This window comes from Bacillus paramycoides, assembly GCF_038971285.1.
Lineage (GTDB): Bacteria > Bacillota > Bacilli > Bacillales > Bacillaceae_G > Bacillus_A.
In genome coordinates, this window is sequence record NZ_CP152427.1 from 1,596,318 (window position 1) to 1,610,776 (window position 14,459).

Consider the following 14,459-nt stretch of genomic DNA (forward strand, 5'->3'; position numbering starts at 1 on the left):
AAAGTGGACGGGTGTGTTTAAATGGAAAAGATGAAAAATGTTATCCAATCGTTAAAAACGTGGCATAAGTTAGTAATCGGTGCTGCGCTTTTAGCGATTGTAACAGGAGCACTTTTATACTTCACCTTGCCAGATAAATATGTTGTTGTATATCAAAATTTAAATGATGCAGATAAGCAAGAGATTACAGCAGAATTATCAAAGTTAGGTGTTGATTATCAGTTAGCGGCCGATGGATCGATTCGTGTGCAAAAAAATGATGCTCCATGGGTTCGAAAAGAAATGAATGGGATGGGCTTACCGTTTAATTCTAAAAGCGGTGAGGAAATTTTATTAGAAAGCTCGCTCGGTTCAAGTGAGCAAGATAAAAAAATGAAGCAAATTGTCGGTACGAAAAAGCAATTGGAGCAAGATATTGTAAGAAACTTTGCGACAGTTGAAACGGCGAATGTTCAAATTACATTACCTGAAAAAGAGACAATTTTTGATGAAGAAAAAGCAAAAGGAACAGCTGCGATTACGGTTGGAGTGAAGCGTGGACAATTATTAACTGCTGATCAAGTTGCGGGTATACAGCAAATGATTAGTGCAGCAGTTCCAGGTGTGAAAGCAGAAGAAGTAAGTGTGATTGATAGCAAAAAAGGTGTCATCTCAAAAGGGGCAGATGAAGCTCATTCTAGTAGTTCCTCTTCTTATGAAAAAGAAGTAGAGATGCAGCATCAAATTGAAGGTAAATTAAAGCAAGATATTGACGCAACATTAATGACGATGTTTAAACCGAATGAATATAAAGTGAATACGAAAGTGTCTGTAAACTATGATGAAGTTACACGCCAGTCAGAAAAATATGGTGATAAAGGTGTACTTCGTAGTAAACAAGAGCAAGAAGAAAGCTCTACTGCACAAGAAGGAGCAGAGACGAAGCAAGGCGCTGGTATTACAGCGAACGGCGAAGTACCAAACTACGGTACGAACAATAATCAAAATGGTAAAATCGTCTATGATAATAAAAATGGCAACAAAATTGAAAACTATGAAATAGATAAAACAGTTGAAACAATTAAGAAACACCCAGAATTAACGAAAACAAATGTTGTAGTATGGGTAGACAACGATACGTTAGTAAAAAGAAAAATAGATATGACTACTTTCAAAGAAGCAATCGGCACAGCTGCTGGACTTCAAGCTGATCCGAATGGAAACTTTACAAACGGTCAAGTTAACGTTGTAACTGTTCAGTTTGATCAGCCGAAAGAAGAGAAGAAGAAAGAACCAGAAGAAAGCGGCATAAACTGGTGGTTATTCGGTGGAATTCCAGCTGGTTTATTAGCGATTGGTGGTCTAGTATGGTTCTTCTTAGCAAGACGTAAGAGAAAGAAAGAAGAAGAGGAATATGAAGAATACTTAGCAGAAGAGGAAATTGCTGCAAGTAGTGAAAGTATTATGGAAATTCCTGAAGAAAAAATAGTACCAGAGCCAAAACCTGAACCAGAAGAACCGAAAGAACCGACGTTAGATGAACAAGTGCAGGATGCTACGAAAGAACATGTAGAAGGAACTGCAAAAGTAATTAAAAAATGGTTAAATGGACAGTAAGGGAGGAACAACGATGTTAGATGAAATCTCCTCCAAAGAAAAAGCTGCCATCCTTATTCGTACATTAGAAGAAGGGGTGGCAGCAAAAGTCATTGAATATATGACGGCTGAGGAAAAAGAAGTATTACTTCGTGAAATCGCGAAGTTTCGTGTATATAAACCGGAAACGTTAGAAAATGTACTAGGGGAGTTCTTGTATGAATTAAATGTAAAAGAATTAAATCTAGTGACTCCAGATAAAGAATATATTCGTCGCATATTTAAAAATATGCCAGAAGATGAACTAGAAAAATTATTGGAAGATCTTTGGTATAACAAAGATAATCCGTTTGAATTCTTAAATTCACTTACAGATTTAGAACCACTTCTTACTGTACTTAATGATGAATCGCCACAAACGATTGCGATTATCGCTTCTTATATTAAACCGCAGCTTGCTTCTCAATTAATTGAGAGATTACCAGATCATAAGCGAGTAGAAACGGTAATGGGGATTGCGAAGCTAGAGCAAGTAGATGGTGAATTAATAAATCAAATTGGGGATTTATTAAAATCAAAATTAAATAATATGGCGTTTAATGCAATTAATAAAACAGATGGCTTGAAAACAATAGTAAACATTTTAAATAACGTTTCACGAGGTGTTGAAAAAACAGTCTTTCAAAAGCTGGATGAAATGGATTATGAGTTATCTGAGAAAATTAAAGAAAACATGTTTGTATTTGAAGACTTACTCGGACTTGAAGATCTTGCACTTCGTCGTGTATTAGAAGAAATTACAGATAACGGTGTTATTGCGAAAGCACTTAAAATTGCAAAAGAAGAGATTAAAGAAAAATTATTTACATGTATGTCTTCAAACCGTAAAGAGATGATTCTAGAAGAATTAGATGGCTTAGGACCGCTTAAGATGACGGATGCTGAAAAGGCACAGCAAACGATTACAGGCACAGTGAAAAAGTTAGAGAAGGAAGGAAGAATTATCGTTCAAAGAGGTGAAGATGATGTCCTTATTTAAAAACAGAATTCCCAAGAATTCTGTTTCTTTTTCTGAAGAAACGTATGAATTACAATTTCCAAAACCAATACCAGTTCAAGTAGAAGAAGAAATACAGGTGGACCATGAAGAGCTTCTTGCACAGCAACAATCATTACATACTGAACTGAATCAACTAAGACAAGAACAACAAATGTTAGAACGAGAACGTCAGCAGTTATTACATGATCAAGAACAATTTCAAATACATGTACAGCAGCAGATGAAAGAGATAGAATCGGCACATATACAGTTTCAAAAAGAACAACAAGAAACAGCATACGAATGGATGGAATTATTATGGGATCAATCTTTTCAACTAGCAGAAAAAATTGTGAATCAAGCAGTAGATGCTAGATTGCTTGATGTGTTACCTATTTTAACTGGCATCGTTCAAACATTGCCTACTTCGTTTGAAAAACTAGTTATTACCGTACATCCAGAAACTTTTGAACGCATTCAAGAAGAAAAGGAAAATACGAAAGAGTATTGGTTGCTACAATTAGTAGAATGGAAATATGATTTCTCCTTACAGTTCGGTGAATTTGTTCTGGAAGAAGAGAAAGAGTTCTTTGAATTTAAATTTGCACCTATATTTGCGAAACTTCGCCAGCAATGGGAAGAAGAGAAGTTATTTGAGGAGCAAAATGTATGAATCGACTATTAATGAATGAAAACCAAAAATGGAATACGTTTATTGAAACGCCGTTTTATACGAAAGTCGGTAAAGTTCATAGTGTACAAGAACAGTTTTTTGTAGCGAAAGGGCCAAAGGCGAAAATCGGTGATGTTTGTCTCGTTGGAGAACATAGCGTCTTATGTGAAGTAATTGCAATTGAAAAAGAGAACAACATGTTACTTCCATTTGAACAAACAGAAAAAGTATGTTACGGAGATTCAGTTACACTAATTGAAGAAGATGTTGTTATACCTCGTGGCAATCATTTACTCGGAAAAGTGTTAAGTGCAAATGGCGGAGTACTAAATGAGGATGCAGACAATATTCCACTACAAAAAATAAAACTAGATGCCCCGCCTATTCATGCATTTGAACGTGAAGAAATTACCGATGTATTTGAAACGGGAATCAAATCTATTGATTCCATGCTAACAATTGGCATCGGTCAAAAGATTGGTATTTTTGCAGGCTCTGGTGTTGGTAAATCTACTTTACTCGGAATGATTGCGAAAAACGCAAAAGCTGACATTAATGTTATTAGTTTAGTAGGAGAACGTGGCCGAGAAGTAAAAGACTTTATTCGAAAAGAATTAGGTGAAGAAGGAATGCGAAAAAGCGTCGTAGTTGTAGCGACGTCAGATGAAAGTCACCTAATGCAACTTCGTGCAGCGAAGCTTGCGACATCTATTGCTGAATATTTCCGTGATCAAGGTAATAACGTACTACTTATGATGGACTCTGTTACTCGTTTTGCTGACGCGCGTAGAAGTGTTGATATTGCTGTTAAAGAGTTGCCGATTGGTGGTAAAACACTCTTAATGGAGAGTTATATGAAGAAGCTGTTAGAGCGGTCTGGAAAAACGCAAAAGGGATCCATAACAGGTATATATACCGTACTCGTTGATGGGGATGATTTAAACGGACCTGTACCAGATTTAGCACGTGGTATTTTAGATGGACATATTGTGTTAAAACGTGAGCTTGCAACACTTAGTCATTACCCTGCTATTTCAGTATTAGATTCAGTAAGTAGGATTATGGAAGAAATTGTTTCGCAAACTCATTGGCAACTTGCAAATGAAATGAGAAAAATCTTATCTATTTATAAAGAAAATGAATTGTATTTTAAATTAGGGACGATTCAAGAAAATGCAGAAAATGCTTATATTTTTGAATGTAAAAACAAAGTAGAAGGTATAAATACGTTTTTAAAACAAGGTCGATCAGATCGTTTCCAATTTGATGATATTGTTGAAGCGATGCACCATATAGTATAAGACCTCTGCTCAAGAGGTCTTATTTTTTTGTTTTTTAATATTTCACAGATTTTTTTGGAAAAAAACTATATAATAGAAAAAGAGAGCGTTATAATAGGAAGGGGCTATAAAAACAGGTGGATAAGCAGCAGTACGACACGATAAAATTGCAAATAAATCAAGAAAAAGAACAGATTTTGAAAGAAGTGTATGAATTAACAGCTGAAAAAAGAAAAATAGAACAAAAAAAAGAATATGATTTATATGTTGTAAAATCGCGTAGTCAAGTCGTACAAACTGGGCAACGTATAATGGCTGGTATGCTTTCGTCACATACGTTTTCACCTGAAAGAATAGAAGAATGGAATCGGAAAATTAAAAAAACGGAAGATTTTATTCAAAAAAATGAAAGCCTTTTAGAACAAGTAAAAGAAAAAGAACGTGTCATTGATGAGATGTATCAAGAAGATTGTAAAAAGCTTGCAAAAGTACGAGAAAAGCAGGAAGAAAAAATGCTTCTTGATTTGAAAATGTGTATGAATGGATGAGGTGAATATAGTGATACAGTCTGTATTACCGGTGCAACAAAGTTTACCTCCGCAAAAAGAAAAAGGGCTAGAAGTACAATCAAAAAGTGAAGATTCTTCATTCGATCTTACGATGAGAATGGAAAATAAAAAGCAGCCGAAAACGGAGAAAATGAAACGAGAAGAAGCACCAAAAGAAGAAAAAAAAGAATATATTCTTTCTAAACAATCAGTAACGAAAGAAGAGCCAATTGTAAAGAAAGAAGAAAAAAAAGAGACAGAACAGTTGTTATTAGCTGTATCTGAGCAAATGGTTGCAATTGAACAATTACGTGTGCAGCCAGAATTGTTATATCAATACATACAAAAAATACAAGAGCTGTATAAAGAATATGGAAATGTAAAACTTAATGAATTGCCCGCAGGTGAATTACAACAGTTACAAGAGCTCCTTTCCAATATGAATATCAAAAATGCTATATGTTTAGAAGATACAATGCAAATGGCATTAGACAAAATGAAGATGCCAGAGCAAACGATGCAAGCATTAAAAATTGTAGAAACAGAAACTTGTAATATTGCAAAGAAACAAGAAGATTCCAAAGGCTTAGATGTAGATCTTCCGAAAGCTGAGGGCGATGATGTAAAGATAGAGTTGCCTGAAGGTGATGTGTTAAACGATTCGAGTTCAACGGGTGCGGAGTTACTAAATAAAGCAACGGGTACGGATCAAATAGGAAAATTAAATAGTAGCGCTGAGAAAGTTACGTTACCTGACTTAGGAAAGAAAATGGAAGCGCAAGTAGAAGCATTGCAAAAATTTGTAGTGAAACAAGAGCGTGTTTTATTTCAGTTAAATCCAGAAAAACTTGGTACATTAACGGTGTTTATGAAAAAACATGGAGATCAAATTGACGTTCACGTAGAAATGGAAAAACATGATGCGAAAAAACGTGTTGAAATTATTTTTGATGAATTGAGATTGAAGTTAAAAGAAAAAGAAATCAATATTCAAATTAGCTATTCAGATAAAGATGAAAATCGAAAAGAACAGCGAGAACAAGAGCAAAGACAAAAACAAAAATTAGCAAGTACGAAACATGAAAAACAACATGCAAAAGAATTTGCGGGATTATTGGAGGAATAAAGTGTGCCAACAGTTGGATTAAATACAACGAGTACAAATCATATTCCGTTACAAGCAGGAGCACAAACAAAAAACGCATCTGTTACTGGTGCACAGTCGACAGCTCAACAAGCAAACGGAGTATCAGCAAGTACTCAAAAAACACCTGGTATTATGGATAAAGATGATTTCCTGAAACTTTTCTTAGCAAGCTTTCAACATCAAGACCCGTTTAATGCGATGGATATGAACCAAATGATGAACCAAACAGCACAGCTATCGCTTATGGAGCAAGTACAGAATATGACGAAAGCAGTAGATAAATTGCAATCAACGATGTATTCGACAGCTCTTGATGGAGGGATGAAGTTTTTAGGAAAGTACGTTAGAGGTGTAAGCAATAACGGAAAGCAAGTGACTGGTCAAGTAGAAACAGTTCGACTTGCTGAAAATAACGACGTGCAACTTATTGTTGATAATCAAGTTGTCTCACTTCGTTTCATAGAAAGGGTTTCTGATAAACCGATAACAGAAACTAATCCGGAAGATGAGAAGAAAGATGATATAGAAAAAAATGAAGAGGTTAAGCCAGATTAATAAAAGGAGTGTACAAAGGTTATGATTAAAGCGTTATATACAAGTATTACAGGGATGAATGCAGCACAAAATGCATTAAGTGTTACTTCAAATAATATTGCAAATGCACAAACAGTTGGATACAAAAAGCAAAAAGCTATTTTTGATGATTTGCTATATAATAATACGGTTGGTTCACGTGGTGATGGTGCTTATGCTGGTACGAATCCAAAGAGTATTGGTAACGGTGTAAAGTTCAGTGGGACATCTACAGATTTTAGTGATGGTTCTATTACTTTAACTAGTGATAAGATGGAGACAGCGATAGAAGGAAACGGTTTATTTTTGGTTGGTGATCGTAATGCTGGAAATGTAGAGTATACGAGAAAAGGGTCTTTCGGTGTATCGAAAGATAACTATGTTACAACTACAGGTGGACAGTATGTGCTAGGTTATGGTGTGAAAACAGGAACACAAGAAATAGATTTCTCTTCACGACCAAGCCCAATTCATATTCCGATGGGATCAGCTGTTGGTGGGATTCAAACAGATAAAGCAACAATAGGGGGAAACCTTCCTAGAAACCAAAATGCATTATCTCACGAATTCACGGTTTTTGATGCGGAAGGAAACTCGTTAACGTTACGTGTAAATATTAAGCAAAAGACTACAAAAGAGACTGTAGATGGTAAAGAAGTTGAAAAGCCAGTGCCAGGCGAATATACATATACAGTTTCTGTAAGGAATGATTCTAAAAACGAAAAAGAATTTAAGCCTGTCGAAGGCATGACGGGCGAAAAAAATCTTAAATTTGATACATTAGGAAATTTAAAGGAGACAGATGAGGCTGTACAAAAAGATCCAGTAACTGGCGAAATTACTAAAGGTGGATCTGTTCAAATTCCTTTTGGTAGTGGTCTAACACTTGATTTAAGTGGATTAACAAATTATCCGACAGGGAAAACTATTTCTACCACAGAAGTAACAGGGCGCCCAGCTGCAATTGCAAATGACTATTCTATTTCTGACGGTGGTTTCGTTATGATGAAATATTCAGATGGTAGTATGAAAGTTGTAGGACAACTAGCTGTAGCTACATTCCCGAATTCAGGTGGATTAATGAAAACAGGGAATGGAAATTACGTTGCGACACCATCAGCGGGTATTCCAGGAATAGGTGTTGCTGGTGAGAATGGTGCAGGTAATGTACGAGGGTCAGCAAAAGAAAGTTCAAACGTAGATTTATCTGTAGAATTTGTTGATTTAATGCTTTATCAACGTGGATTCCAAGGAAATGCGAAAGTAATTAAAGTGTCAGATGAAGTATTAAATGAAGTTGTAAACTTAATTCGATAATATATCATAAAGTAAAATTGTAATGTAGTAGAAAGGGTTTTTTATTCGTATGACGACAAGACAAGAACGAATTTTACAATTGCCTTTTTTCGAAAATAAACGTGAACTTGCTGAGCAAGTGTTAAAAATGGAACGAGAAGAGCATATATATTTACCTGATCAATTTGAAATTAAGCAAGTACCTCCATATTCATTTGGTGAAAAGCAATCAATCATTGGCCGTATTCATGAGTTTTATTTCGTAAGTGTTGGTAGCGAAGGAGAATGGAAGTATCAACTGTTTAAGGACGAGATGAAGTGCCGTGAGTTTTTTATTACACTATCAGGGATAACGGATCAGCAGATTGCATTTTGGTTCAATAACATTGAGTTGTTGAAAAGCTCTTAAAAAGATCTAAAAAGACCTTAAAAGCTCTTTTTAGGGTTGAAGAGAGGACCCAGCATTGTTTTGGAGCGGTTAGTGCCTAATAGGACCTCGACTGGTGTGTAAGGACAGAGGTATGGAGAGTTACTAGGGTAGTATAAGAAGAGGTAAGCGAAGTTTGGTGTGGATAAACAGTTATGATCCAGACGAGCTGCTAGTTGTAAGAATAGAGCTATGGAGGCGTTGGGATGAGATAATCATTTCAAAGTAGACCAGTGCCTTCTGGATAGTATGTGACGATAGATTTCTATAAAAGGAGAGATGAGGAGGATGGCGCAGAATAAGTATCGCGTTACATTCATTTCGCCAAGTGAGGTTGAGCAGCGGACTGTTATGGCGGCGAGTAGTTTGCCGGATTTAATTCGTAAAGTAGAGAGTATTATTGCAGATCCGAACGGTTATTTTGTAAATGATAAAAAAAATAATTGCTATTTTAAAGTGATTAAAGATAATGTTACGTTTATTCAATATGAGTTACTATTTTCGGATAAGGAAATTCATATTGAAAAATTAAAACATATAGCACCAGCTATATTGAAAAAATTATTTAAAAAAATAAATGATCCAGAATTATATGCACTTGCGCTACTTGATGTTGATATAGCGACGAAAGAATATGTGCTAGAAGAAATGGATTCGGAGCTAAGAATAAGAGTAGAAACGGAGCTTTCGAAAAAGTGGGAAGCAATGCCAACAGAAATTGTAGGAGCACAAGAAGTGTTATTAGAGGCACTTGCTTCGTTTATACAAGATTAAGCGTCTTTTAAAATAAATCGTTCGACTATCTATATTTTTTATATAGGTAGTTGACTTTTTCTCTTTTATAAAGCTTAATAATTAGATATACGGAATTAATGGAAGGGGAGCGACACCTTTATGTCACAAGCACAAAGTATTTTATTAGAAAGCGGAACAAATGAATTAGAGATTGTTACATATACTGTTGGTGAAAACCTATTTAGTATTAACGTAATGAAAGTACGTGAAATCATTAATCCATTCCCTGTTACAACTGTGCCAGAATCTCATCATGCAGTTGAAGGTGTTGTACAAGTACGTGGTGAAATTTTACCTGTTATTAATTTAGCAACGGCTCTTAATTTAAAATCGACAAAGCCACTTGATCAAACGAAATTTATTATTTCAGAATTAAATCAAATGAAAGTTATTTTCCGTGTGGATGAAGTGCATCGTATTCAACGTATTTCGTGGGAACAAATTGATGAACCAGCTTCATTATCTATGGGACTAGAAGAAACGACATCTGGTATTGTAAAGCTAGATGGACAAATTATTTTACTATTAGATTATGAAAAAATTGTATGTGAAATTAGCGGTACTGGTTATGACAATAAATCACTTGCAGGGCTAGAACAGAAAACAGATCGAGCTGAAAAAGTTATTTATATAGCAGAAGATTCAGCGATGCTTCGCCAAATATTGGAAGAAACATTATCATCAGCTGGATATACGAAAATGAACTTCTTCAGCAATGGTGCAGAAGCATTAGCACAAATTGAAAAATTAGCGAAAGAGCAAGGGGAAAAAATGTTTGAACATATTCACTTGCTAATTACGGATATTGAAATGCCTAAAATGGATGGACATCATTTAACGAAAGTTGTTAAGGATAGTGAAGTAATGAATCGTTTACCGGTCATTATTTTCTCTTCATTAATTACAAACGAATTATTCCATAAAGGCGAAGCTGTAGGAGCAAATGCTCAAGTAAGTAAGCCAGATATTCAAGAGTTAATTGGTTTAGTTGATAAGTTAGTGCTGTAAAAAACGTTTTGAAAAGCTTTTTTTAGCTGGAATAAAAGCTCTAACCATGCGTAGAGCGGTCAGTGCCTAATAGAGCCCTATGCGATGTGAGACCAGAGATATGGAGTGGTTTTAGGTCAGTAGAAGAAAAGAGCCTTTAATTGAGGGTTTGAAGAACTGATATACAACTCTATTTTTTTAGTAGGGAGGAGGGAACTAGCCACGTGTAAGTAGTACTGGCTAGTTCCTTTTTTGCATTCTATACTCTACTGTACAGGTAGAAAGATTAAACATTTTTGGAGTGTTTGTGGCTGTATGAATAGTCTCTACTTCGAGATTTTCAATTCGTTTAATGAATAAATAGCGGGCTTGTTTATTTGAAAATATAAGAGAGTGTATGTTTGGAATATGCTAGTAAGGTTGCGTAGTAACGCAAACTTTTTCGGTGAAAATATATCCGAAATACCATATAATATAATTAATATGTAATTATACATATTAATTAAAAATAATTTTTCTATTTCTATACTTTCTATACATTTTTGTATGTTTAATATTTGACAGATAATTTCGAAATGTTATAATATGGATATGAAAAAAATGCTATTTTCTGAGAAGACATGGGAGTCAGATGAGAATTGTGAAAGGATGAGGGGGAGTGACACAGATTATGTATCACCACACAGCAATCAATGTATTAAATCTTTTACAAAACATGTCAAATACTAAAATGAACGATATGCAACTAGAAGCGGAATTTAAAAAAATAGAAAAACAATTCCAAGTAAAATATGAAGAACTAGTTGATTTATATAATAGAATGGTATTATTTCAAATAGATATAGAAAAACATGGCGGGATGCGAGCATATGAAAAATCAGCGATTACATGGCTGAAGTCTGAGCTAGAGTTACTGTATGAAGTGTATCAATTTTCCCAACGTCACGGTTTAAACATTATTAATATTTCAAAATACGTTAGTAAAAAAGAACTAAATCTTTTTTCAAAAACAGAAAGTCAATTGCAAAATACGTATTACAAATTAAAAAAATGTGAAATACCGTTTGAAAATATTGAAAAACAAAAACCAGGACGAAAGCGAAAATATACACCTGTAAAACAACCGATTGTTGAGATGAAAAAAGAAAACAAGCAAGAGTTAAGAGAAGAAGTTCAAAATACAGAGAGTGAAAAAAGCCTTGTAACAGTTATATCTGGTATTGTTGATAATTTTGAAACGATTAGCCAGTGTAGTGAAAGAAAAGAGCATGAACTACATCAGTTTATGGAAGGAATCTATAAGCTTTCTAGCATGGCTGCAGAGCGTTCAAAAGATGAAAAGAATGCACGTGGTCTCGAAGGCGAATTGCATGTATTACGGGCTGAAAATGAAAAGCTAAAGCGAGAAAAGGAAGAACTTGTTCATGATATAAAAGAAATGACGCATCATTTAATTCATTTCATTACGAGTTCTGATATCGATCAAATTCGCACATTGCCTTTCTTCGTAAAAGAATGTAAACAAGATTTGCATAAATTAGGGTTATATAACGCACAAGACGGTAAAATGAAAATTATGGTTGATCGTAGTGGGCAGGTTATGACTGTAACGCAGTAATAAAATTTGGGTACAAAATAAAAGGGAGATACATAGTTTATATGTATTTCCCTTTTGTTTTGTATGGAATCGTTTCAAAGAAGGAAGATGATTTTTTAAGATTGTAGTAACTTGGAAACCATTTGCGGAATTTGATTTGCTTGTGAAACCATACTAAGTGCAACTTCAGTTAACAATTTAAACTTTAAAAAATCGCTCATTTCCTGCGCCATATCCGCATCTTCAATTCGAGATGCAGCATCTGTTAGGGCCATACTTTGGCTATTTAAATTTTCAATATTAAACTGTAAACGATTCATCATAGCCCCAAGATCAGCACGATGAAGTGATACATTTTGTAAAGCCTCTTCAATTTTACGAATCGCCGTTCTTGCTTCTTGTTCTGTTGAAATGTTGATGTCATGTTGTGTAGGGGAAGGGGGAATGTGTTTCGTTATATTTACTGTATGACCAATATCATCTAACGTAACAGGACGGTTTTGGCCGTCGAACACGGATAAATCATTAAACTCAGTCGTCTCGCCAATATAGCCAATTTGTTCTGTTAAAGACTGAAACTCCTTATTTAGTGAATCACGGTTTTTATTTGAATTTGTACCATTAGCAGATTGAACAGCTAAATCACGCATACGCTGTAAAATATTCGTCACAGTTTGAAGAGCAGCTTCTGCCGTGCGAAGCATCGATAGCGCATCCTCATTATTACGAATCGCCACGCGCATACCACTCGCTCGTGCATGCATACGAGTCACAATCGCAATATTAGCTGGATTATCAGAAGCATGATTCAACTTCTTACCAGTCGCCAAATGCTCCATCGCAACATTCATACGCTTCTCATTCTCATACAACGGCTGCCTAGCATTTATACTTAAAACATTCGTACCAATACGCATTATAGACACTCCTTATAGTTTGATATAGTTAGTGTTCCAAAGCTAATAAAAGGTCATGAAAAGATTAAAAGGCTTATGCTTATTTGCTATTTGTGTTTTAACTTAAGAGGGGATTAAAACAGGCACTGACCGCTTCTACACATCGCGGATGCTCTCTTCCACCTAAAAAAAGAAAGGTTTTACAAAAAATAAACCTCTCCGCAAGCAGAGAGGTTTATTCATGAAGCTAACTCAAATGGATTATTGTAATAATTTAGAAACCATTTGTGGAGTTTGGTTTGCTTGAGAAAGCATGCTGATACCAGCTTCGTTCAAGATTTTGAACTTAGTCATTTCAGACATTTCTTTCGCCATGTCAGCGTCTTCGATTTGAGAAGCAGAAGCTGCCATAGAGTTTTCTTGGCTCTTAAGATTTGTTACGTTAAAGTCAAGACGGTTTAAAGTTGCACCAAGGTCAGCGCGGCTAGTAGCAATGCTTTCAAGTGCTTTGTCGATTTGTTTTACAGCGTCTAAAGCTGCTGGTTTACCTGTAGCTGGAGTACCTGGGGCAGCTGGAGCTGCTGCAAGTTTAGCAAATCCTTCTTTAATTGCTGTATATGCAGCAGCTTTGTCAGTGTTTGTTGCATAGTCATTTAAAGCTGCGTCAAAGTCTGCAATAGTAGCAGCATCAAAATTAGTTTTATTAGTATTCCATGCAGCTTTTAAAGTGTCGACAGCTGCATTTTTATCAGCAGGATCTGTTGCAGCATCAAATGTATTTTTAAAAGTATCAAATGCAGTATTCATTGCTGAAACATCAGCAGTTCCGCCGCCAGTTCCGCCAGTTGCAGAAGTACCTTCAATTGATAATGTATCAAGTCCTAAAGCTTTAGCTGTAGCACTACCTAATTTAATGTCAAGTTGTTTACCAGCATCATCAGAATCTAATGTTTGGATTTTAATTGTAATATTACCAACTTGTGTATCGCCTTCACCGCTAAGTAGTGCTTTATCATTGAATTGTGTATTTTTTGAAATGTAATCAATTTGATCTTTTAATGCAGAGAACTCTTTTTGCAGAGCAGATTGGTTTTTTTCCGTGTTAGTGCCAGTTGCAGATTGGTTTGCAAGGTCACGCATACGAAGTAAGATATTTGAAACAGAATTTAGAGCAGAATCAGCTGTACGAATTAAAGAGATTCCGTCTTGTGTGTTACGAGAAGCAACGTTTAAGCCACCTTCACGTGCTTTCATACGAGTTGCGATTGCAAGACCTGCTGCATCGTCAGAAGCGTTGTTGATACGTTTACCGCTTGATAAACGGTCCATAGCGTTACTCATTTTAGCTTGGTTTTGGCGCATGTACTCTTGAGTACGCATGCTATTAATGTTTGTATTAATTCTCATGTTAAGAACCCCCATTTTTTTATATTGACTTTTCTGCAAATTGAAAAACGGTAATATGCGAAAAAATCAATTTCGAGATTTATTGTAATCCCTGTCATAGCGGGTGTCAACTAAAAATTCGAATTAATAAATATAAAAAAATAACAGTTTAACAATATATTCATTTTTTTATTACAATATTATTAAAAGGATTATTGCAAACTTTAAAAAAAAACTCTA

At 35.2% G+C, this 14,459-nt stretch carries 14 protein-coding genes; 12 read left to right on the forward strand and 2 right to left on the reverse strand.

Annotation, left to right across the window (positions count from 1 at the left end):
• The first annotated feature begins 21 nt into the window (after positions 1–21).
• The 12 genes from AAG068_RS08310 (at position 22) to AAG068_RS08365 (ending at position 11,958) form a co-directional block, all read left to right on the forward strand.
• Entirely contained in the window at positions 22–1,596 is a 1,575-nt protein-coding gene (locus AAG068_RS08310; RefSeq protein ID WP_199677570.1) for a flagellar M-ring protein FliF C-terminal domain-containing protein, read from the forward strand.
• Between the two features lie 13 nt (positions 1,597–1,609).
• Entirely contained in the window at positions 1,610–2,614 is a 1,005-nt protein-coding gene (locus tag AAG068_RS08315) for a flagellar motor switch protein FliG (protein WP_000883361.1), read from the forward strand.
• Entirely contained in the window at positions 2,601–3,287 is a 687-nt protein-coding gene (locus AAG068_RS08320) for a FliH/SctL family protein (RefSeq protein ID WP_342718892.1), read from the forward strand. Before AAG068_RS08315 ends, AAG068_RS08320 begins: the two co-directional genes overlap by 14 nt.
• Complete coding sequence (gene fliI / locus AAG068_RS08325) at positions 3,284–4,588, forward strand: flagellar protein export ATPase FliI (protein ID WP_342718893.1); 1,305 nt, start codon at positions 3,284–3,286, stop codon at positions 4,586–4,588. Before AAG068_RS08320 ends, fliI begins: the two co-directional genes overlap by 4 nt.
• A 116-nt stretch (positions 4,589–4,704) precedes the next feature.
• A complete protein-coding gene (locus AAG068_RS08330; protein WP_342718894.1) occupies positions 4,705–5,115 on the forward strand; it encodes a cytoplasmic protein in 411 nt (136 codons plus the stop codon).
• A gap of 10 nt (positions 5,116–5,125) precedes the next feature.
• Positions 5,126–6,241 carry a flagellar hook-length control protein FliK gene (locus AAG068_RS08335; protein ID WP_342718895.1) on the forward strand — a complete coding sequence of 372 codons (1,116 nt, stop codon included), beginning with the start codon at positions 5,126–5,128 and terminating at the stop codon, positions 6,239–6,241.
• Between the two features lie 3 nt (positions 6,242–6,244).
• Entirely contained in the window at positions 6,245–6,817 is a 573-nt protein-coding gene (locus AAG068_RS08340) for a flagellar hook assembly protein FlgD (RefSeq protein ID WP_001143481.1), read from the forward strand.
• A gap of 21 nt (positions 6,818–6,838) precedes the next feature.
• Positions 6,839–8,152: a flagellar hook protein FlgE gene (gene flgE / locus AAG068_RS08345; RefSeq protein ID WP_342718896.1), complete on the forward strand. Its 1,314-nt coding sequence runs from the start codon at positions 6,839–6,841 to the stop codon at positions 8,150–8,152.
• A 49-nt stretch (positions 8,153–8,201) separates the two neighbouring features.
• The gene (locus AAG068_RS08350; protein WP_000213336.1) at positions 8,202–8,540 is read left to right on the forward strand and encodes a DUF3964 family protein; all 339 of its coding nucleotides are present in this window, start codon (positions 8,202–8,204) and stop codon (positions 8,538–8,540) included.
• Positions 8,541–8,846: 306 nt separating this feature from the next.
• Positions 8,847–9,332 carry a LysR family transcriptional regulator gene (locus AAG068_RS08355; protein ID WP_342718897.1) on the forward strand — a complete coding sequence of 162 codons (486 nt, stop codon included), beginning with the start codon at positions 8,847–8,849 and terminating at the stop codon, positions 9,330–9,332.
• 120 nt (positions 9,333–9,452) lie between these two features.
• Positions 9,453–10,361, forward strand: a complete 909-nt coding sequence (locus AAG068_RS08360) for a chemotaxis protein (protein ID WP_000075958.1) — start codon at positions 9,453–9,455, stop codon at positions 10,359–10,361.
• A gap of 649 nt (positions 10,362–11,010) precedes the next feature.
• A complete protein-coding gene (locus tag AAG068_RS08365) occupies positions 11,011–11,958 on the forward strand; it encodes a DNA-binding domain-containing protein (protein WP_342719724.1) in 948 nt (315 codons plus the stop codon).
• A gap of 95 nt (positions 11,959–12,053) precedes the next feature.
• Here AAG068_RS08365 and AAG068_RS08370 read toward each other — a convergent pair whose 3' ends face one another.
• Complete coding sequence (locus AAG068_RS08370; RefSeq protein WP_342718898.1) at positions 12,054–12,854, reverse strand: flagellin; 801 nt, start codon at positions 12,852–12,854, stop codon at positions 12,054–12,056.
• Positions 12,855–13,094: 240 nt separating this feature from the next.
• The gene (locus AAG068_RS08375; RefSeq protein ID WP_342718899.1) at positions 13,095–14,240 is read right to left on the reverse strand and encodes a flagellin; all 1,146 of its coding nucleotides are present in this window, start codon (positions 14,238–14,240) and stop codon (positions 13,095–13,097) included.
• Positions 14,241–14,459 lie beyond the last annotated feature (219 nt).